Genomic DNA, 20,636 nt, shown 5'->3' with positions numbered 1-20,636 from the left:
CCACGCCACCAAAGCGGTGCGGGGCCCGGGGAGGGCGATGCCCGGCTACTTCAGCTTCTCGGCGAAGAGCGGGACGACCTTCTCCAGCGCGTAGGCCGTCGAGAGGACCGAGTCGGTGGCGAACGCCTGGCTGATGCCCTGGTCGTCGAAGACCAGGGAGTGCCCGGCCTTCACCGACGGGACGGCCTTGTACAGCGGGTCCTCGCTGATGTCGGTGGCGGGGATGCCGATCGGGGCCATGACCGTCAGGTCGGCGTCGAGGAGGTCCAGGTTCTCCTTGGAGACGGAGACGGAGAAGCCCTCGCCGGCCTTCGCCTCGACGGCCGGGTTGTTCTCGAAGCCGAGACGCTCGACGAAGTCGACCCGCCCGGTGCCGGAGACGTAGGCGCCGAAGCCCTCGGACGTGCGGGAGCCGAGCGTGATCGTGCTGCCCTTGAACTCGGGGTGCGCCTTCACGGCGTCGGCGTACTTCGCCTCGGTGTCCGCGATGAGCTTCTCGCCCTTCTCGGGGACGCCCATGGCGGCGGCGACCATCTCGGCCTGCTTCTCCCACGTCTGCTTGTACTGGTCCCCGCCCTCGGGAACGCCCACGGTCGGGGCGATCTTGCTGAGGGTGTCGTAACGCGTCCGGTCGCCACTGGACTTGGTGTCCAGGATCAGGTCGGGCTGGAGGGCCGCGATCTTCTCGTACTCGGGCTCGAGGGTGCCGATGATCTCGGGCTTCTTCTCGTACATCCCCTTGGCCCACGGTCCGACGCCCTCGCCGCCGAAGGCCAGCCAGTCGCTGGCCCCGACGGGCTGCCCACCGAGTGCGAGGACGGTCTCGGCGTCGCCCCAGCCGAGCGCCACGATGCGCTGGGGTGCCTTGTCGACGGTGATCTCGCCGAACTTCGTCGCGACCTTCGCGGGGAAGGCCCCCTTCGCGGCGCCGTCAGAGGAGGAGGCGGAGCCTGCGTTGTCGTCGGAGGCACCGCAGGCGGTGAGGCCGACGAGGAGGGCCGCCACGACTCCGGCCATCAGGGCCGGGGTGCGACGGGCACGGTGGGAGCGGGGAGCGGAATCGTTCATGCCGCTTAGGCTAGCCTAACCTATGAATGATCAGTGCGCCGGGTGGGCCGCAGCGCCCCGCACGTGGTGGCGGCCCAGCGGCACCACCATCGGCGTGCCCGACGCCGGGTCCTCCATCACCGAGCAGCGCATCCCGAAGACCTCGCCGACCAGGGACTCCGTCACGATGTCGGACGGCCTGCCCTCCGCGAGGATCCGGCCGTCCTTCATCGCCACCATGTGGTCGGCGTACCGGCAGGCCAGATTCAGGTCGTGCAGCACCGCGACCATCGTCACGCCGTGCTCGTGGTTCAGGTCGGTGAGCAGGTCGAGGACGTCGAGCTGGTGGCTGGCGTCCAGGAAGGTCGTCGGCTCGTCCAGGAGCAGGATGTCCGTACGCTGCGCGAGCGCCATTGCGATCCACACCCGCTGGCGCTGCCCGCCGGAGAGCTCGTCCACCGGCCGGTCCGCGAGGTCGAGAGTGCCGGTCGAGAGCAGGGCCTGAGCGACCGCCTCGTCGTCCTCGGGGCTCCAGCGCCGGAACCAGCCCTGGTGCGGGTAACGGCCGCGCCCGACGAGGTCGGAGACCGTGATGCCCTCCGGTGCGGACGGGCTCTGCGGGAGGATGCCGAGCACGGCGGCCACCTCCTTCGTCGCCATCTCCTGGATGCTCCGGCCGTCCAGCAGCACCGCGCCCCGGGACGGCGCGAGCAGCCGGGCCATGGCCCGCAGCAGGGTCGACTTCCCGCAGGCGTTCGGGCCGACGATGACGGTGACGCGGCCCGGCGGGATGCTCACGTCCAGGCCGGAGACGATCTCCCGGTCGCCGTAGGCGAGACGGATGTCCTCGGCTCGAAGAGTGTGCTCAGCCACGGCGGGGCCACGCCTTTCCTGTCGTCCTGCGTCCGTCTCGAAGGTCTTCACGTCAGCCACCCGTGCCCCCGCGGTTGGCGCGGGCCAGGAGCAGCAGCAGGTAGGGGGCGCCGATGATGCTGGTCACCACGCCCACCGGGAGCTGGACCGACGGGAGAAGGTGCTGGGCGCCGAAGTCGGCGACCAGGACGATCAGTGCTCCGGTCAGCGCCGCGTGCGGCAGCGCGGCGCCCCGCCCCGGCACCAGCCGGCGGGCGATCGGGCCGGAGACGAAGGCGACGAAGCCGACGGGTCCCGCGGCCGCCGTGGCGACACCCGCGAGGGCCGTCGCGCAGCCGAGCAGGGCGAGCCTGCCGGGTTCGACCCGGGCGCCGAGACCGGCCGCCGCGTCGTCCCCGAGCTGGAGGGGGCCCAGGGCGCGTGCGGTGAGCGCGGTGAGGGGCACGAGCACGGCGAGTGCGGTCAGCAGGGGCCACACCTGCCCCCAGGAGCGGCCGTTGAGGGTGCCGGTCAGCCAGAGGTACGCCTCCTGCGCGTCGGCGGTGTCCGAGCGGGCCATCACGTACCAGACGACACTGCTCAGCCCGGTGCCGAAGCCCACGCCGATCAGCACGAGGCGCTGGCCCGCGACGCCCTGGCGCCAGGCGAGCAGGTAGATGGCCGCACCGGCGGCCATCGACCCGATCAGGGCGCTCCCGGACAGCGCGATGCCGCTGACCTGGAAGAGCAGCGACGCGGTGACGGCGACCGCGCTCGCACCGGCGCTGATACCGATGACGTCGGGGGCGGCCAGCGGGTTGCGCAGCACGGACTGGAAGACGGCTCCGGACAGGCCGAAACCGATGCCGACGAGGACCGCGAGCAGGGCGCGGGGCAGGCGGAGTTCGAGTACGACGAACCGCGAGCCGCCGTCGCCGCCCCCGAACAGGGTCTCCACGACCTTGCCGATGGGCAGGACCATGTCGCCGACGCCGAGCGAGAGGACGAACATCGCCACCACGGCGACCAGCAGGGCCGCGGCCACGAGGACGGAGCGGCTGCGCCCCCGGCCGCGTACGCGGGCCACGGTCCGTACGGCGTCCGCGAGGCGGGCGTCGGGCGCCTCCCGAAGGCGGGGCGCGGTCACAGCTCGACCTGCTTCCTGCGCCGGACGAGCCAGATGAAGGGGACGCAGCCGATCGCGGCGGTGACCACACCGACCTGCACCTCGCCGGGCGGGGCGATCACGCGGCCGACGATGTCGGCGGCGAGCAGCATCACCGGGGCGAGCACCATGCTGTACGGCAGGACCCACCGGTAGTCGGGGCCGGTGATGAGCCGGGCCGCGTGCGGCACGGCGAGGCCGACGAAGCCGATCGGGCCGGCGACGACGGTCGCCGCACCGCACAGCAGCACCACGGCGAGCGCCGACGTCAGCCGGGCGAGGCCGACCCGCTGGCCGAGGCCGCGGGCCAGGTCGTCGCCGAGGGACAGGGCGTTGAGCTGCGGGCCGAGCAGCAGCGCGAGGACCGCTCCGGCCGCGATGAACGGGGAGACCTGCCACAGGACGTCGCCGTCCCGGGCGGTGAGCGCGCCGAGCTGCCAGAAACGGAAGCGGTCGTAGCTGTCACGGTCCTGGAGGAGGACGGCGCTGGTCACGGAGGTGAGTACGGCGCTCGTGGCCGCGCCCGCCAGGGCCAGCTTCACGGGGGTGGCGCCCTCACGGCCGAGCGAGCCGACACCGTAGACGAGGAGCGCGGCCAGGAGCGCGCCGAGGAAGCCGAACCAGATGTACTGCGTGGCGAGCGTGAACCCGAAGAAGCTGATCGAGCACACCACGGCGACGGAGGCGCCCGCGTTGATGCCGAGGAGCTGTGGATCGGCGAGCGGATTACGGGCGACGCCCTGCATCACCGTGCCCGCGAGGCCGAGCGCCGCACCGGCCAGCAGTCCGGCGGCGGTGCGGGGGATGCGCACTTCCTGGACGATGAGCTGGCCCTTGACGCCGAGGTCCGGGTCGAACACACCGTGCAGTACGTCGCCGAAGGGCACGTCGCCCGAGCCGACGGCGAGGCTCGCCAGGACGGCCAGGAGCAGGACGGCCACGGCGGCGAGGAGTCCGAGGGCCAGGACGGGGCGGCTGCGCGCACGGCGCCGCTCGGCTGTCGGGGCCTTCTGTTCCTTCGCTCCTCGGAGGACCTGGCCGTTCACGGCCGGTACGCCCGGGACGGCGGCATGCGGTGGTGCACTGATCCTGCCCTCGCTCGTCGCCCCCGGGACGGGGCGCACCCGCGAGCATAAGTAAGGTTAGCCTAACAGTGCCTGGTCAGCGTTACGCTGCGGTGCCCCCAACGAGGTACGGAGAACCCCTTGTCCAACGCCGCGCCCGTGGCCCCCGCCACCACCAGCTCCTCCCCCGCCGACGGTCCCCTGGCCGGGGCGGTGCCTCTGGAGTCGGCGGAGCAGCTGCGGGAGATCCTGGGGGAACCCTGGCCGATCGTCATCGACAAGGTTCATGACGAGCTCACCGAGGCCGATCTGGACCTGCTGGCCCGCGCGCCGTTCTGCGCCGTGTCCACGTCGGACGCCGACGGCAACTGCGACACCTCGCCGCGGGGCGGCGAACCGGGCTTCACCCGGGTCCTGGACGCGCGCACCCTGGTGCTGCCCGACCTCCCGGGCAACCGGCGCGGCGACAGCTTCCACAACATCCTGGCCAACCCGCACGTGGGCCTGCTCTACCTGATACCCGGCGTGATGACCGTCCTGCGGGTCAACGGCCGCGCCCGCGTCCTGACGGACGCCCCCTTCTTCGACGAGATGGCGGTCAAGGGCAGGCGGCCCGACCTGGCGCTGGTCGTCGACATCGACGAGATCTACCTGCACTGCCCCGCCTCGCTCAAGCGCTCCGGTGTGTGGGCCCCGGAAACCTGGGAGGGGAAGCCGGCGGAGAAGGCGTCACCGGGCGCGGCCGCCGGCTGATCCTGGCGGTGCTCCGTCAGAAGCCGCCGCCCCCGTCGAACCCGCCACCGCCGCCGAAGCCACCACCGTCACCGAAGCCACCGCCGCCGAAGCCGGAGGAGTCGAAGTCGGAGCCGGAGACGTCACCGCCGCTCCAGTCGCCGCCTCCGCCGCCGCCGAAGTCACCACCGCCGTACTCCGCCGCGTACGCGGGGGTCGCGAGCATCGAGCCGAGCATGGTGCCGACGAGGAGACCGGGGAGCAGGCCTCCGCCGAAGTAGCCGCCGGCCCAGGGGCCGTACGCCGGGCCCGCCTCCCAGTAGGGGCGCCGTCGGCCGTCGCCGACGTCGACGGTGCGGCTCATGGGGTCCCGGCCCTCACGCAGGCGCGCCTCGTCGGCGCCGCAGACCGGGACCTCGCGGGCCGATCCGCCGGACGGTGTCCACAGGACGTCCGCGACGGCGGGGCCGTGGCGCGGGTCGAAGAAGCAGGGCGGGCGACGGGCCGGCAGAGCGCCTCCCGTACGGCGGGCCTCCAGGACGGCGAGTGAGAAGCGGCCGTCCTCCAGGGCCTGGGTCACCCCGCGCACGTCCGAGGGGTGCCGCGCCTCGCCCATGCGGGACTTGGCGTCCTCGTAGGAGTCGAGCGCGCGCTCGTAGTCGATGCGCATCGCGTCGTCGGCGCCCTTCTCGGCGGGGTGGAAGTCCAGCCGATCCAGCGTCTCGCCGTAGGCGGTGATGTCCTCGTCCACGACGACCCGGAGCTTCTCCAGGGCGGCCTGCTCCTCTTTCTCCTTGCGCCTGCGGTTGCGGCGGACGACCGCGAAGGCGGCGCCGCCGCCGAGGACGGCCACCCCGCCCAGGATGATCAGGCCGGCCACCGGGGTGCCGTTGGTCGCGCCGTCGTCCGCGCCGTCCCCGCCGGACCAGGAGGCCGGGGCGCTGCCCTCGGCCTCGTCGACGGCCCGGTCGACGAACGCGTTCAGCTGGGCCGCCGTGCCGGTGTCCGCGCCGGGTGCCTTCACGAGGGTCGTGAGGTTCTCGACGGCCCGGGTCGGCATCACCTGGGGATCGGCGCCCGCGTCGAACCCGTCGCCGAGGCGTACCGCGTAGACGCCGGTGATCCCCGTGTCGGTGCGCAGGTTCTGGAGGAGGTTCTCGGGCGGGTACTGGGAGTTCGCCGGGAGCACGGCCACGAGGACCGGCTTGTCGGCGTCCGTGATCTTCTTCTCCAGGGCGGCCTCCTGGGACGCCGAGAGCTGCCCGGAAGCGGCCGGGTCGACGTACACGGGGCCCTGGCGCAGGGCGCGGGCCGCGTCGTCGATCGTGGCGGGGGCGGCATGGGCAGTGGAGGACATGGCCAGCAGTGCCGCCGAGAGCATCAGCAGCAGGCAGGCCCACAAGGGGACGAGCAGCCTCTTCCGCATACTCCGAAAGTAACCCGAACGGGTGAAAAATGCGTCACCCGCCCGGGTCCCTTCCGTTCTGTTACACGGCTACACGGCGCGGTACGCCGCGCGCAGCTTCGCCACCGCTCCGGTCAGATCACCGGTGAGCAGCAGGTGGTCGGCCTCGGCGAACGGCTTGGACACCGCCTCGGTCAGCTCTCCGCCGGCCTTCCGCTGGACCAGGAGCCTGGCCCGGTCCACGATCTCCTTGCCCACCGCGGTCTTCCCGAGGCCCGTCCGCTCGGCGAGCCGTGCGGCGACGGCGAGAGCGGTGAGGGTGGCTTCGCCGCCCGTCGGCTCCTTCCTCAGGGTGGTCAGTCCCCAGCCGTACGGGAACTGCGGGTCGTACGCCGCGTCGCCGACGTTGATCGGCAGCTGCGACTCGGACTTCGGCCAGGTCACCGGCAGCTGGCCGGTGAAGGCGCGCTTGCCGTAGAGGACGTCGGCGACGCCGTCGCCCTCGGTGCCGGGCAGCCAGGAGGCGACCAGGGCGTCGATGTCACCGAGCTCGTCCCCGATGAGCTGGGGGCGGCCCGAGACGACGAGGACGGCGCACTTCATGGCGGCACAGACCGTGTCGACGGCCTTCTTGTCGGCGTCCGTGAGTTCCAGGTCGTGGCCGTTGCCGACGTCCCCGATGCCCTCGGCGTACGGCGTCTCGCCGACGACCACGACTCCGGCGTCGTATCCGTCGGTCGGGGCGGAGGCGTCCTTGGAGAAGGTGGCCGAGGAGGTGTTCTTCTCGATGCCCTTCAGGATGGTCGTGCCCGTGGTGGTGGCACCGGACGCGCCCTGCCAGCTGACGGTCCAGCCTCCGGCCTGGTTGCCGAGGTCGTCGGCGTTGGACCCGGCGACGTAGACCTTCTGGGACGGCTTGAGCGGAAGCACGGCGCCGTCGTTCTTCAGCAGCACCTGGGACTTCGCGACCGCCTCACGCGCCACCGCCCGGTGTCCGGCCGACCCGACCTCGTCCAGGTTGGACGTGTCCGCGTAGGGCTTCTCGAAGAGGCCGAGGCGGAACTTCTGGGTGAGGATCCGGGACACCGCGTCGTCGATCCGGGCCTGGCCGATCCGGCCGGCGGTGACCTCGTCCTGGAGCGTCTTCGTGAAGTCCTGGTACGCCGTCGGGACCATGATCATGTCGAGTCCGGCGTTGACCGAGGTGCGGACGTCGCTGGCGTAGTCACCGGGGATCTGGTCGATGGCCTGCCAGTCGCTGATGACGAAGCCCTCGAACCCCATCCGGTCCTTGAGCACGCCGTTGATCATCTCGGCGTTGGCGTGCATCTTCACGGGGCCGGCGTCGTCGCCGAGGACGTCGAGCGAGGAGTACGACGGCATGACCGTGCCGACGCCCCGCTTCACGGACTCCGCGAAGGGCGCGAGGTGCACGGCTTCGAGCTCCTGGCGGGTGACCTTGGTGACGCCCTGGTCGATGGTGTACGAGCCGGTGGTGGAGGAGCCGAACTCCGTGCCGCCGTCGCCGACGAAGTGCTTGGCGCTGGCCAGCACCTTGTCGTTGCGGTCGAGGTCCTTGCCCGACGGGCTGCCCTGCATGCCGGTGATGACCGTCTCCATGGCCTCGACCAGGGCCGGGTCCTCGCCGTACGCCTCGTAGGAGCGGCCCCAGCGCTCGTCACGGGTGACGCAGACGCACGGGGCGAAGTCCCACGGGATACCGGTGGCGCGGACCTCGCTCGCGGTGACGGCGCCCGTCTTCTCGGCGAGCTTCGGGTCGCGGCCCGCGCCGATGCCGATGTTGTGCGGCATGATCGTCGAGCCGATCACGTTGTTGTGCCCGTGCACCGCGTCCACTCCGTAGATCAGCGGGATCTGGAAGCGGGTGGCCTGCGCGCGCAGCTGGTAGGCGTCGACCATTTTCGCCCAGGCCTCGGGTGTGTTCGGGGTGGGCACCGAGCCGCCGCCGGAGAGCAGCGAGCCGAGGTCGTACGTCGCGATGTCGCCCTGGGACCGCAGCGCGTTGCGTTCGGCCTGCGTCATCTGGCCGGCCTTCTCCGCCGGTGACATCCGGGAGAGCAGATCGGCGACGCGCTGCTTCACCGGGAGCTTCGCGTTCTGGTAGGGCAGCCCGTGGGCGTCGATGACGACCTGCGGGTTCTCCTTGGGCGCCTTGGCCCCGGTGACGGTGAGCTCCAGCGGGATCGTCTCCGCGGACTCGGCGCCCTTGTCCTTGGCGGTCGCCACGGTGACGGTGTGCGTGGTGCCGGAGGCGGTGCCCGCGGGGAAGGTGTGGGTCCCGGTGACCGGGGTGTAGTCCTTGCCTGACTCGGCGCTGCCGCCCTTGGTCGTGTACGCGACGGTGACGGGCTCCTCGACGGGCACGGAGCCGGTGGTGGCGACGGAGATCCTGATGTCCGCCGTGCCGCCCTCCTTGACCGTGTGCACGGCCGAGTCGACGACGACGCTCGACCTCAGGGCCGGCTCGGCCTTGCCGTACAGCTCGACGGCGTCCATGGCGAAGGAGCCGGGGGCTCCGGTCGGGAGGGTGAGGGCGTAGCCCCACATCTCGTTCAGGCCGAGGACCTGGTCGATACCGCCGACGGGCTGGTAGTCCGCGCGGTAGACGAAGTCCGCGAAGGGGATCTCGACCTGGTGCCACCCCTCCCAGTCGTCGGTGAAGGAGGTCGTCCAGAGCTCGGAGGCGCCGCCGTTCGCGCCGCCGTCCTTGATCTCGAAGTTGATCCGCTTGCCCGAACCGGGCGGCAGGGGTGCGGTGTTCTGGCCGTACCACCAGAAGCGGATGCCCTTGTGGGCGGTCCAGTCCTCCGGCGGCTGGTCGACGGCGAACTCGTGGCTGAGTCCTCCGTAGGCGCTGATGTCGTAGGTGCCGGCCAGGACCTTGGCGCCCTCGGGGGCGTCGGCGCGCTCCTCGAACTTCAGCGCGGGGTGGTCGTCCGCGTCGCCGCCCCAGGTGAACAGGGAGTCGGCGGGCGGGTTCCCGAGGGGGACCTCGCCCTCGAAGCGGTCGACGAGGACGGGTGCGGGGTCCTCGGCGTCGGCCGCGGCGCTGGGGACGGCCCCGGCGAGGAGCGAGGCGAGGACGGTGGCGGCGGCGAGCGCGGCCGTGGCCGGTCTCGCGCGGTGGCGTGCGCGGGCGTGCGGTGTGCGTGGCATGTGCGGCTCTCTTCCGTGAGGTCCGGGGGTTACTTCTGTTCGACCCGCACCCAGTCGATCTCCGCCTTGATGCCGCCCTGCGCGACCCGGTCGACGCTGGACTGCGGGAGACCCCAGTAGGGCTGGGTGACCTTGTTCCACCCGGCGGGATAGGCGCCGCCGAGGGCGAGGTTGAGGATGACGTACTGGTTGTGGTCGAAGACCCACTTGCCGCGGGTCGACTCCAGCTTCTGGCGGGAGGTCTGCTGGACGACGCGGTCGTCGACGGTGAAGGTCATGCCCTCGGGCGTCCATTCGACGCCGTAGGTGTGCCACTGGTCGGCACGGCCGCCGTTCGGATAGGTCTGCTGCCTGCCGATGTTGCCGTCGGCGGAGTAACCGGGGCCGTGGAGGGCGGAGCTGGTCCAGTCGCCGTAGCCGATGTTCTCCATGATGTCGGTCTCGCCGGAGCCGGGCCAGGAGACCGCCGGGTCGTCGACATCGCTGCCCAGCATCCAGAAGGCCGGCCAGTAGCCGTCGCCCACGGGCAGCTTCATACGGGCGCTGACCTTGCCGTAGGTGAAGTCGAACCTGGTGTTGGTGTCGACGCGGCCGGAGGTGAAGTCGAAGGTTCCGTCGGGCGTGGAGGTGCAGCCCTTGCAGTACTTCGACTCCAGGACGAGGGCGCCGTTCTCGGTCCGGATGTTGGCGGGCGAGTCCACGTAGGCCTGCGACTCGCCGTTGACCGGGCCCATCTCCGTACCGGTGCGCACCACACGCCACTTGGAGCGGTCGAGGCCCGGTCCGGTGAAGTCGTCGAAGAACTTCGTGGTGTACGCGCCGCCGGGGTTCTTCGGCAGGGCCGGGTAGGCGGCGTTCGCGCTGCCGCCGGTGCCCCACACCTGCAACTCGTAGAGGGAGTAGCCGAACTGGGCGGTGGAGGGAGCCGGGTTGTAGAAGGAGCGGCGCTCCTTGCCGAGCATCCGGACGTAGCGGCCGGTGGCCGGGGTGGGCAGCGTGATCGTGTCGTGGCGGCCCACCGCGTCGCCCGGGGACTTCACGTCGGCGCGCCGGGCGGCCACCTCGGAGGCCGACGGGCGGTGCACGGTGCGCCAGGTCCTGTTGTCGTCGGAGACCTGGATCTCGTAGTCGACGGCGTAGGCCGCCTCCCAGTACAGGTCGAGACTGCTGATGGTGGAGGTGGCGCCGAGGTCGACGCCGACCCAGCGGTCGGCGTTCCAGTCGGAGGACCAGCGGGACCGGTCGGCCTTGAGGTCCGCCGGCCAGCCGCCGTCGGTGACGTAGGCGGGTGAGTTGCCGGCGTGCTGGTAGAGGTTGCCGAAGGCGGGGTGGTTCAGGGCGAGGTTGGTGCGTGACGTCGACGCGGGGGCCGGCTCGCCGCCGTACACCTGGAAGGAGAAGAGGGAGTAGCCGTAGGGGGTGGCGCGTTCGACGCCGCGCATCCGGACGTAGCGGCCGGTGACCTCCTGCGGGTAGGTGTGGGCGGTGACGGTGCCGCCGGTGCCCTCCGTCTCGGTGTAGAAGTCCGTCCAGGTCGTGCCGTCCTTCGACACTTCGAGGACGTACTTCTTCCCGTAGGCGGCCTCCCACTCCAGCTTCACCTGGTTGACGCGGATCGTGGCGCCCAGATCGATCCGTATCCAGGCGTCGTCGGCGAAGTCGCTCGACCAGCGCGTGGCGGCGTTGCCGTCGGCCGCGGCCCCCGGGGCGACACCGGCGTTCTCGCTGCCGGACGCGGTGACCGCGCCGGGGTTCGCGGCGTAGGCGGACGCGGCTCTGTCGGTGTCCCAGGCCGCCGCGGCGGCCTTCACCGCGGGGTCGGGGGCGGGGGCCGCGAGGGCCATGGGCGTGGTGAGTGCGATCAGGGCGGCCGTGGCGGCGAACAACGTCGTACGAGAGGGCATGTGGGGGTGCTCCTTCTACGGGTCAGTCGGTGCGGGATTCACGCGTGAGGCGGATCGTGTCGCGGTACCACTTGGCGCTGTCCTTGAGGGTCCGCACCTGTGTGTCGTAGTCGACGCGGACGATGCCGAACCGCTTGTCGTAGCCGTAGGCCCACTCGAAGTTGTCCATGAGCGACCAGGCGAAGTAGCCCCTGACGTCGGCGCCCTGCCGGCGTGCCTCGGCCACGGCCTCGATGTGGTCGGCGAGGTAGGCGGTGCGGCCTGTGTCGGGTACGGAGCCGTCGGCGGCGACGGTGTCGTCGAAGGCGGCGCCGTTCTCGGTGATGACGGTCGGCAGCGCGTAGTCGCGCTGGAGCCGCGTCAGCAGGTGGGTGAGCTCGGTCGGGGTGATCTCCCAGTCCATGGCCGTGCGGGGGAGGTCGCGCTCCACCCCGCGGACGACGGGGAGGCCGTCGGAGTCGGTCGGCGATCCCTCCTCGGTGACCCCCGAGAACAGGGCGCCCCGGTAGAAGTTGACGCCGAGGACGTCGAGGGGGGTGGAGACGGCTTCCAGGTCGCCGTCCCGCACGGGCAGCTCGATGCCCTGGGCCGCGAGGTCCTCGACGACGTCCTGCGGGTAGCTCCCGTGGACGATCGGGTCGAGGTAGAGGCGGGTGCCCATGCCGTCGGCGCGGCGGCACGCCTCCCGGTCGGCCTCGCTGTCGGTCTCCGGGGTGGCGGTCCCCAGGTTGAGGGTGATGCCGAGTTCGAGTGGGTTGCTCCCGGCCGCCTCGCGCATCTGCCGGGCGGCGAGGCCGTGCCCCAGGAGCAGGTGGTGGACGGCGCCCATGGCGTCGCCCATGTCGCTGCGACCGGGGGCGTGCGCCCCGTAGGCGTATCCGAGCATCGCCGAGCACCACGGCTCGTTGAGGGTCGTCCAGTGTTCGACCCGGTCGCCGAGTGCCTCGTAGGCGAGCATGGCGTACTCGGCGAACCGCAGGGCGGTGTCGCGGGCCGGCCAGCCGCCCGCGTCCTCCAGCTCCTGCGGGAGGTCCCAGTGGTAGAGGGTGATCCAGGGGGTGACGCCCCGGCCCTGGAGCTCGTCGACGAGCCGCTTGTAGAAGTCGAGACCCTTGGCGTTGGCGGGGCCGCGGCCACCCGGCTGGATGCGCGGCCAGGCCAGCGAGAAGCGGTAGGTGTCGACGCCGAGGCCGGCGATCAGCTCCACGTCCTGGGGCATCCGGTGGTAGTGGTCGCAGGCCACGTCGCCGTGCTCCGCGTGGTGCACGGCACCGGGGACCCGGCAGAAGGTGTCCCAGATCGAGGGCGTGCGGCCGTCCTCCGAGGCCGCGCCCTCGATCTGGTAGGAGGAGGTGGCCACGCCCCAGCGGAAGTCGGCAGGGAGTCCCTGGACGGCGGCGGGCTGCAGGCTGCTGCGGGGCGTGACGAGATTCATGGGTTCTCCGTAACTCCGTCTGTGCTGTGGGGTGGTGAGCGTGGGTGCGAGCGGTCAGTGGTGCAGCCAGCAGGCGACTTCGCGGTCCTGCCCGGCGTCCGGCGCGGCGAGGACCGGGACCTTCCCGGAGCACGGCTCGAAGGCCTTGCCGCAGCGGGGGTGGAAGGCGCAGCCCGCGGGCATCGCGGACAGGTGCGGGGGCGAGCCGGGGATGCCGGTGAGTTCGCGCCGGGGGCCGTGCAGGGCGGGGAAGGAGTGCAGCAGGCCGTCGCTGTACGGGTGGCGGGGGTCGCGGTAGATCTCGGCCGCCCCCGCCTGCTCGACGATCCGGCCGCCGTACATGATCGCGATACGGTCCGAGAACTCGATCAGCAGCGAGATGTCGTGGGTGATGAACACAACGGAGAAGGAGAGCCGCTCCCGGAGTTCGACGAGCTTGCGCAGGATCTGCCGCTGCATCACCACGTCGAGTGCGGTGGTGGGCTCGTCCATGATGACGATCTCGGGTTCCAGCGCGAGCGCCATCGCGATCATCACCCGCTGGCGCATGCCGCCGGAGAGCTGGTGCGGATAGGCGGCGAGCCGGTCGGCGGAGATGCCGACGAGGTTGAGGAGCTCCTCCGCGCGGGCGGTCCGTTCGGCCTTGCGCATGCCGGGACGGTGCGCCTTGAGTACGTCGGTGAGCTGGCTGTGGACGGTGTGCACCGGGTTGAGCGAGTTCATCGCCCCCTGGAACACGATCGACAGCTCCTGCCAGCGGAAGGCGCGCAGCTCGTCCGGGCTGAGGGAGAGGATGTCGACGGGCTCGGCTCCCGGCCGGTGGTAGTGCACGTCACCCCCGGTGATCACCCCGGGAGGCGAGAGCAGCCGGGTGACGGCGTACGCCAGCGTGGACTTGCCCGAACCCGACTCGCCGGCCAGGCCGAGGACTTCACCGCGGTGCAGGGTGAGGTCGATGTCCCGAAGCGCGCGGACGCCGGTCGCGCCGGTGCCGTAGTCGACGTTCAGGCCGCTGATGGTGAGGATCGGCTCGGCGGTCATGCGCTGTGCTCCTTGCTGGGCGTGCCGGGCGATTCGGGGGCGCCGGACGGCGCGGTCTCCGCGCCCGCGGCGGGGCGGGCCACCGGGGTGAAGCCGGGCTGCGCGGACTCCTCCGGGGCGGTGCGGACCACGGGGGTGAAGCCGACCCGCATCCGGACCTTCCGGGAGGAGCCCGTCGCCGTGCGCAGGCGCGGGTTGACGAACTCGTCGATGCCGAAGTTGATGAGGGAGAGCGCGGTGCCCAGCAGGGCGATGCACAGCCCGGCCGGGACGAACCACCACCAGGCGCCCTGGGCCAGGGCCTGGTTGGACTGGGCCCAGAAGAGCACGGTGCCCCAGTTCCAGTGGGAGATGTCGGCGACGCCGATGAAGGCGAGGGTGATCTCCGAGAGGACCGCGAAGATGACGGTGCCGACGAAGCCGGACGCGATGACGGCGGTGAGGTTCGGCATGACCTCGAACAGGATGATCCGCCAGGTCGACTCACCGGTGGCCCGTGCGGCCTCCACGTAGTCGCGGCGCCGGAGCGACAGGGTCTGGGCCCGCAGCACACGCGCCCCCCAGGCCCATGAGGTGAGGGCGATGACGGCGGCGATCAGCAGGTCCCCGGTGTCCTCGACGAAGCTCGCGATGATGATGATCAGCGGCAGGCCGGGGATGACGAGGAAGATGTTGGAGAGCATCGAGAGGATCTCGTCGGCCGCTCCGCCGAGGAACCCCGCGCTGACCCCGATGAGCACGGACAGCACGGTCGCCAGGATGCCGGCCAGGAATCCGACGAGCAGCACGCCGCGGGTGCCGACCAGGATCTGGGACAGGACGTCCTGCCCGGTCTGCGTCGTCCCGAACCAGTGCTCGGAGGAGGGCGGTTGCAGCAGCTGGTCGCTCATCGCGTCCGGGTCGTACGGGGCGAGCCAGGGGCCGGCCACGGCGAGGATCACGAAGAACGCGAGGATCAGCAGCCCGGTGCGGGTCTTCCCTCCGCGCAGGAAGCGGAACCGCGTCCGGCCGGCCGCGGCGGGGGTGGGCGGGTCGTCCAGTACGGCGACGTCGGTGGCGGTGACGGACACAGTCGTCAGGCCTCCTTACGAGTGCGGGGGTCGAGGAGGGCGTAGGCCATGTCGGCCAGCAGGTTCGCGGCGAGCACGGAGAGCGTGATGATCAGGAAGACGCCCTGCATGAGCGGGTAGTCCTTGGCTCCGACGGCCTGGAAGAGCTGGTAGCCGATGCCCGGGTAGGAGAAGACCATCTCGACCAGCAGGGTGCCGCCGACGATGAAGCCCAGCGAGAGGGCGAAGCCCGAGATGTTGGGCAGTACGGCGTTGCGTGCGGCGTAGGAGAACATCACGCGCCGCTCGGACAGCCCCTTGGCCTGCGCGACCATGACGTAGTCCTCGGAGGAGACGGTCACCATCATGTTGCGCATGCCGAGGATCCAGCCGGCGATGGCGCTCAGCACGATCGTCACGCCGGGGAGCACCCCGTGGTAGAGCGCGCTGGAGACGAACGGCCAGTCGAAGGCCGGGATCAAGGAGTTGTCGTACCCTCCGGCGGCCGGGAAGATCTCCCACTTCACCGCGAACAGCGCGATGGCGATGAGGCCCAGCCAGAAGTACGGGATGGCCGAGATGAAGGTGGTCACGGGCAGCAGCCCGTCCAGCCAGGAGCCCCGCCGCCAGCCGCTGTAGACACCGATGCCGGTGCCGAGCAGGAAGCTGATCAGGGTGGTGATGCCGACCAGCGCGAGCGTCCAGGGCAGCGACTGGGAGATCACCTCGGCGACCGGGGTCGGGAAGAAGGTGAAGGAGAGCCCGAGGTCGCCGTCGAGCAGGTGCGACCAGTAGTCGGTGTACTGCGACCAGACGGACTGGTTCTCGTCGAGTCCGAACAGCGCCTTCAGCGAGGCGATGGCGGAGGTGTCGAGCTGCCCCTGGTAGCGGCTCATCAGGGCGTCGACGGGGTCGCCCGGCATCAGGCGCGGGATCAGGAAGTTGATGGTGATGGCGGCCCACGCGGTGACCGCGTAGAAGGCGAGCCGCTGGAGGATGTACTTCACTTCGCTGCTCCCTCGGCGGTGGTGCCGTCGTACAGCCAGCAGGCGGCCCACTGGCCGTCCGCCAGGTCGAAGCGCGGCGGCAGCTCGGTGCGGCAGCGTTCCATGGCCTTCGGACAGCGGGGGTGGAAGCGGCAGCCGGCCGGCGGGGTGATCAGGGAGGGCGGCTCGCCGCTCCCGGTCTCCTCCTGGTCCGCCTCGTCCGCCACCCGGTCGGGGTCCGGCGCGGACGCGATCAGCAGTTGGGTGTAGGGGTGCGCGGGGTGCTGGGTGACGGTCTCGCTGTCGCCGCCCTCGACGATCCGGCCGGCGTACATCACCAGGGTCGTGTCCGCGAAGTAGCGGGCGGACGCGATGTCGTGGGTGATGTAGAGGATCGCGAGGTGCAGTCGCTCCTTGAGGTCGCGCAGCAGGTTGAGGACGCCGAGCCGGATCGACACGTCCAGCATCGAGACCGGCTCGTCCGCGAGGAGGACCTGGGGGTCGGCGCCGAGCGCGCGCGCGATCGCGACGCGCTGGCGCTGCCCTCCCGACAGCTCGTGCGGGAACTTCTCCAGATACTGATGGGGAGGCGTCAGCTGGACGCGTTCCAGCAGAGCCGTCAGATTGGATTCCAGTTCCGCCTCCCCGTCCCCCGCCCGGCCGTGGATCTTCAGGGCGCGGGTCAGGTGGTAGCGCACGGTGTGCACCGGGTTGAGGGAGGCGAAGGGGTCCTGGAAGATCAGCTGGACCTGCTTGACGTATCTGCGGAAGGACCGGCCACGCCCGGCCTTCACCGCCGTGCCGCCCAGCTCGATCTCCCCCGCGGTGAGCGGGTACAGCTGGGCGAGCAGCCGTGCGACGGTGGACTTTCCGGAGCCCGACTCCCCCACCAGCGCCGTGACGGTGCCGCGCCGGAGCTTCAGCGAGACGTCGTCGACGGCGTGGACGGTGCGGCGTCTGCGGGCGACGAGGTCGCCGGCGGTGCGCCGTACGGGGAAGTGCTTGGTGACTCCGCGTGCTTCGAGCACCACGTCGGTCTCGGTGCGCACGTCTGCGGACTGTTCGGTGGTCATGGTCGGTTCTTCCCCGTGCTTGGAGGGTTCGGCAGTTGGGGGGTGGGAGAAGGAGCGGGGTTGGGTGCGTGCAGCTGCAAGGCGGAGGAGGGAGGCAACGCGGAGCGTTGTCGACTGACGACAACGCGGCAGATGTGCGTGCCCGACCCCGCGACGCCGCCCCCAACTGCCGGACCCTCTTACTTGGCGGGCTTCAGGTTCAGCACGACTTCCAGCGCGTCCGGCTGGGTGTGCTGCGGTGCTGCGTACGGGTCCTTCTCGGTGGGCCAGCCCACCCAGTTCTTCGTGGAGTACTCGGCACCGATGGGCGCGGCGGCGGTCGGGACGACCGGGGCCTGGTCGACCATGATCTTCTGCAGCGCGTTCATGGCCTTGGTGCGCGTCGGGTCGTCCGTGGCGTTGGCGTACTCCTTCAGTGCGGCGGTGGCCTCGGGGCTCTTGAAGCGGCCGAAGTTGCCGAGCTGAGAGGGCTTGCCGATGGGCTGGAGGATCGCCCCGTCCATGATGTTCTGGTACATGTCGTAGGGCGTGGCGCCGCTGTTGGTCCAGTGCAGGGTGGCGTCGAAGTTGCCGGCGGCGACGTCGTTGGTCCATGCCTCGGCGGTCTGGGTCTTGACCTTGGCCTCGATACCCAGCTGCTTGATGTTGTCCTTGATGATCGAGAGCCCGGTGATGTAGTCGTTCCATCCGGCCGGGTCGGTGAAGGTCAGCTTCACGGGCTTGCCGCCCGGGTCCTTCAGGACGCCGCCGCTCAGCTTGAAGCCGGCGTCCTTGAGGAGCGCCTTGGCGCCGTCCACGTCCGGCGCCGTGGTGGCGTTCTTGTACTCCGGAGCGAGGAACGGCTCACCGGCCGGCAGCGGGATGCCGGTCGGGCTGCTGATCTCCGGGTAGAGCGTCGCCTGGGCCTGCACGTGGATCGCCTTGCGGTCGATGACCATGGCCATCGCCTTGCGCAGGGCCGGGTTGTCGAACGGCTTGCGGGCGGTGTTGAACCACAGGCCGTGGATGCCGAGCCCCGAGGGGAACCAGAGCTTGTGGTTCTTCGGGTCCTTGGCGACGTACAGCTGCTTGTAGTTCGGCATGAAGACGAACGACCACTCGAGCTTGCCGTTGGCCAGGGCCGTGGTCGCGGCACTGTTGTCGTTGTACGTGCTGTAGCGCAGCTCCTTGACCTTGGTCTTGCCCTTCCAGTAGGTGGGCGTGGCGGTCAGGGTGGTGGTCTGGGGGGTGAAGGTCTTCAGCTTGTACGGGCCGGAGCCGACCGGGGTGCGGTTGGGCCAGGTCTCCGGGTTCTCGACCTTCTCCCAGATGTGCTTGGGCACGACGTAGGTCGTGATGATCTTGTTCTGGTTGACGAACTGGGATTCCTTGAAGGTCAGGACGACCTTCTTGCCCTCGACCGCGACGCCGTCGTACGGGATGCCGTTGCCGTTGAGCGCCGGGTGCTTCTTCAGCAGCTCGAAGGTGAAGGCGACGTCCTCGGCGGTCAGCGGCTTCCCGTCGGCCCACTTGGCCCGCTCGTCCAGCGTGAAGGTGACCTTGGTGAAGTTGGACTCCCAGTCCCACGCTGTCGCCAGCCACGGGTCCGCCTTGTCGGTGGGGCGGATCTGGTTCGTCATCGCGAGCGGCTCGTAGATCATGAACCGGTAGCCGAGGGTGGCGCTCGCCGAGGTGGCCAGGAAGGGGTTGCTGTTGTTCGTCTGCGGTCCGTCGGGCTTCCCGAGGTTCAGTACGCCGGAGGCCCCGGCACCCCCCTTGTTGGCACCCGAGTTGGCGGACGAGCAGCCGGCGGCGAGCGCGACCACCGCTATGGCGGCTGAGAGCGCTCTCAGAGTGTGACGACGGCGTACGGACATGGCGACTCCAGGAGGACTGCGGGTCTGGGAGATCCGGCGGTGTGGGCAGCGCTCGACGCGCGGGTGCGGGTGGTGCGGGTACCGGTGTGGCTGGTTCGGGGATGCGGGCGGACGACCGGCGGGGCCGGGTCCGTTACGGCGCCGAGTGGCGCACGACCAGTTCGGTGGGCAGCACGACCGGTCCGTCCGGTACGGCGGTGCCGCCGAGGTGGGAGAGGAGCAGCCGGGCCGCCGCCTCGCCCATCTGCCGGGTGGGCTGGTGCACGGTGGTGAGGGGCGGTTCGGTGTGTTCGGCCATCGGGATGTCGTCGAAGCCGACCACCGCGATGTCGTCGGGTACGCGGCGGCCGGCAGCTCTCAGGGCACGCAGGACCCCGGCCGCGGTGATGTCGTTGTGGGCGAAGACCGAGTCGAACTCCGTTCCTGACGCAAGGAGTTCCTCCACGACGAGCCGGCCGCGGCTCTCGGTGAAGTCCCCGTCCACGACCAGCCGGGTGGGCAGGACCGACTGGAAGCCCGCGAGCCTGTCGCGCACGCAGCCGAAGTGCTTCGGGCCGGTGACGACCAGGGGCCTGGTGCGCCCCGCGGCCCGCAGGTGACGGGCGGCTGACGCTCCTCCTTCGTGATTGGTGGTCACGACGGAGGGGAATTCCGGGTGGTGGCCCCGGTCGTCGATCAGCACGATCGGCAGGCCGGAGCGGTGGAGTTCGGTGAGCTGGTCGAGCGTGTTCTCCGGTTCGACGACCACGAGCCCGTCGAAGGCGCGCGCCGACACCTGGGTGGTGAAGCGCTTGACGGACTCCGCCCCCCGGGTGCACGTGAAGAGCAGCAGACCGTAGTCCGCGGCCTCTACGGTGTCGACGATCCCCTGCAGCACCTCGCCCATCCACGGCCAGGTGAACGACGGCACCAGCAGACCGACCGTACGACTGCGGCCGCGCGCCAGTCCGACGGCGCCGGAGCTGGGTACGTAGCCGAGGTCTGCGATCACTTCACGAACACGGGCCGCCGTCGAACCGTCCACTTCGCCCTTGAGATTGATGACCCGCGAGACGGTCGTCTTGCTGACGCCGGCCTCACGGGCGACATCGGCGATGGTGACACGCAACGGAGCCTCCAGGGACAAGGCAGGACAGAGGGGCGACGGGCTTCGGTACCGGTTCCGCAACCGGTACCGGAACCGGTACCGGCGTTGCGGCTGGAGTTAACCCCGCTGGAACAGAGGCGTCAATACTTCACACCGAGATTGGTCCGTACCCATGATCGAAGCAGGTGTGGAAGCCCTTTCGTTCACCTCTTGAACCCACCGAGCCTATTGACGCGGGCACACAACGTGCCGTTCACTCACGCTCGTTCGACGGGGCCGCACCCGCGCACGGGGCGGGAGGACGGAACGGCGGACGAAGACGCGCGGAGCCGCGCGGCTGCCCGGGAGGGGGAACTTCGTGAGCGGTCCTGAGACCCGCCGGACTCGGCACGGCCGGGCCCGGTGCACCACCGTCCCGGCAGGTCCGGCGCCCGGAAGGCCACCGATACCGGACCGCGGTCACCTCACGCGTCCTGCCGCACGGAGCAGCCGCAGATCTCCGGGGTGGTGATCTTTTTCCAGTCCGTGCCGAAACTGTCGTCGCCCCAGCGCGGGTCGCCCAGTTCGTAGCGGCAGCGTCCCTCCCGGTGGTGCGAGCGGGCGTGGCGGCACGCCCCGCACCTCGGCACCGGGGAGACGTACGGACACCTCCGGAGCGTGCTGCGGATGAGCATCACGACAGCCACGAAGGCGCCGATGACGACGATGATCCCGCCGATGACCACGATGTGACAGGCACTCATCTTCGATTGCACGCCCCGTT

Annotated in this window: 16 protein-coding genes; 1 reads left to right on the top strand and 15 read right to left on the bottom strand. The window is 70.8% G+C overall.

Annotated features, from left to right (window positions below; all coding sequences use genetic code 11):
- Window positions 1–45: 45 nt before the first annotated feature.
- Genes ACIRJR_RS26045 through ACIRJR_RS26030 form a run of 4 tightly spaced genes read right to left on the bottom strand, consistent with a single transcriptional unit; the run spans window position 46 to window position 4,110 of the window.
- The gene (locus ACIRJR_RS26045; RefSeq protein WP_403784839.1) at window positions 46–1,068 is read right to left on the bottom strand and encodes an ABC transporter substrate-binding protein; all 1,023 of its coding nucleotides are present in this window, start codon (window positions 1,066–1,068) and stop codon (window positions 46–48) included.
- A gap of 30 nt (window positions 1,069–1,098) precedes the next feature.
- Window positions 1,099–1,920 (bottom strand): ABC transporter ATP-binding protein, encoded by an 822-nt coding sequence (locus tag ACIRJR_RS26040; RefSeq protein WP_403784837.1) that lies wholly within the window; start codon window positions 1,918–1,920, stop codon window positions 1,099–1,101.
- A 52-nt stretch (window positions 1,921–1,972) separates the two neighbouring features.
- Window positions 1,973–3,046, bottom strand: coding sequence for a FecCD family ABC transporter permease (locus ACIRJR_RS26035; protein WP_403784835.1), 1,074 nt, complete (start codon window positions 3,044–3,046; stop codon window positions 1,973–1,975).
- Entirely contained in the window at window positions 3,043–4,110 is a 1,068-nt protein-coding gene (locus ACIRJR_RS26030; protein WP_403784833.1) for a FecCD family ABC transporter permease, read from the bottom strand. The genes ACIRJR_RS26035 and ACIRJR_RS26030 overlap by 4 nt, the downstream gene beginning before the upstream one ends.
- A gap of 159 nt (window positions 4,111–4,269) precedes the next feature.
- Here ACIRJR_RS26030 and ACIRJR_RS26025 point away from each other — a divergent pair, with 159 nt between their 5' ends.
- On the top strand, window positions 4,270–4,881 hold the full coding sequence (locus tag ACIRJR_RS26025) for an MSMEG_1061 family FMN-dependent PPOX-type flavoprotein (protein ID WP_403784831.1): 612 nt from the start codon (window positions 4,270–4,272) through the stop codon (window positions 4,879–4,881).
- A gap of 16 nt (window positions 4,882–4,897) precedes the next feature.
- On the opposite strand, the gene ACIRJR_RS26020 is transcribed toward ACIRJR_RS26025, so the two are convergent.
- The 11 genes from ACIRJR_RS26020 to ACIRJR_RS25970 all read right to left on the bottom strand — a co-directional run bounded on the left by ACIRJR_RS26020 (window position 4,898) and on the right by ACIRJR_RS25970 (window position 20,616).
- Window positions 4,898–6,286 (bottom strand): hypothetical protein, encoded by a 1,389-nt coding sequence (locus ACIRJR_RS26020; protein WP_403784829.1) that lies wholly within the window; start codon window positions 6,284–6,286, stop codon window positions 4,898–4,900.
- Between the two features lie 69 nt (window positions 6,287–6,355).
- Window positions 6,356–9,442 (bottom strand): glycoside hydrolase family 3 N-terminal domain-containing protein, encoded by a 3,087-nt coding sequence (locus ACIRJR_RS26015; RefSeq protein ID WP_403784827.1) that lies wholly within the window; start codon window positions 9,440–9,442, stop codon window positions 6,356–6,358.
- A 29-nt stretch (window positions 9,443–9,471) separates the two neighbouring features.
- The gene (locus tag ACIRJR_RS26010) at window positions 9,472–11,346 is read right to left on the bottom strand and encodes a discoidin domain-containing protein (RefSeq protein WP_403784825.1); all 1,875 of its coding nucleotides are present in this window, start codon (window positions 11,344–11,346) and stop codon (window positions 9,472–9,474) included.
- 22 nt (window positions 11,347–11,368) lie between these two features.
- Window positions 11,369–12,781: a GH1 family beta-glucosidase gene (locus ACIRJR_RS26005; RefSeq protein WP_403784823.1), complete on the bottom strand. Its 1,413-nt coding sequence runs from the start codon at window positions 12,779–12,781 to the stop codon at window positions 11,369–11,371.
- Between the two features lie 54 nt (window positions 12,782–12,835).
- Window positions 12,836–13,822: an ABC transporter ATP-binding protein gene (locus ACIRJR_RS26000; protein WP_403784821.1), complete on the bottom strand. Its 987-nt coding sequence runs from the start codon at window positions 13,820–13,822 to the stop codon at window positions 12,836–12,838.
- Window positions 13,819–14,892, bottom strand: coding sequence for an ABC transporter permease (locus ACIRJR_RS25995; protein ID WP_403784819.1), 1,074 nt, complete (start codon window positions 14,890–14,892; stop codon window positions 13,819–13,821). The genes ACIRJR_RS26000 and ACIRJR_RS25995 overlap by 4 nt, the downstream gene beginning before the upstream one ends.
- A gap of 5 nt (window positions 14,893–14,897) precedes the next feature.
- Window positions 14,898–15,878, bottom strand: a complete 981-nt coding sequence (locus tag ACIRJR_RS25990) for an ABC transporter permease (protein ID WP_403784817.1) — start codon at window positions 15,876–15,878, stop codon at window positions 14,898–14,900.
- Window positions 15,875–16,930 carry an ABC transporter ATP-binding protein gene (locus tag ACIRJR_RS25985; RefSeq protein WP_403784815.1) on the bottom strand — a complete coding sequence of 352 codons (1,056 nt, stop codon included), beginning with the start codon at window positions 16,928–16,930 and terminating at the stop codon, window positions 15,875–15,877. Before ACIRJR_RS25985 ends, ACIRJR_RS25990 begins: the two co-directional genes overlap by 4 nt.
- 179 nt (window positions 16,931–17,109) lie before the next feature.
- The gene (locus tag ACIRJR_RS25980) at window positions 17,110–18,786 is read right to left on the bottom strand and encodes an ABC transporter substrate-binding protein (protein ID WP_403784813.1); all 1,677 of its coding nucleotides are present in this window, start codon (window positions 18,784–18,786) and stop codon (window positions 17,110–17,112) included.
- 133 nt (window positions 18,787–18,919) lie between these two features.
- Window positions 18,920–19,894, bottom strand: a complete 975-nt coding sequence (locus ACIRJR_RS25975; protein WP_403784811.1) for a LacI family DNA-binding transcriptional regulator — start codon at window positions 19,892–19,894, stop codon at window positions 18,920–18,922.
- 443 nt (window positions 19,895–20,337) lie between these two features.
- On the bottom strand, window positions 20,338–20,616 hold the full coding sequence (locus ACIRJR_RS25970) for a hypothetical protein (RefSeq protein ID WP_403784809.1): 279 nt from the start codon (window positions 20,614–20,616) through the stop codon (window positions 20,338–20,340).
- Window positions 20,617–20,636: the final 20 nt, after the last annotated feature.

This window comes from Streptomyces sp. NPDC102402, from assembly GCF_044765765.1.
In the GTDB taxonomy this organism is placed as follows: domain Bacteria; phylum Actinomycetota; class Actinomycetes; order Streptomycetales; family Streptomycetaceae; genus Streptomyces.
The sequence above is the reverse complement of the archived record's forward strand: the minus strand, read 5'-3'. Positions and strand labels throughout refer to the sequence as shown.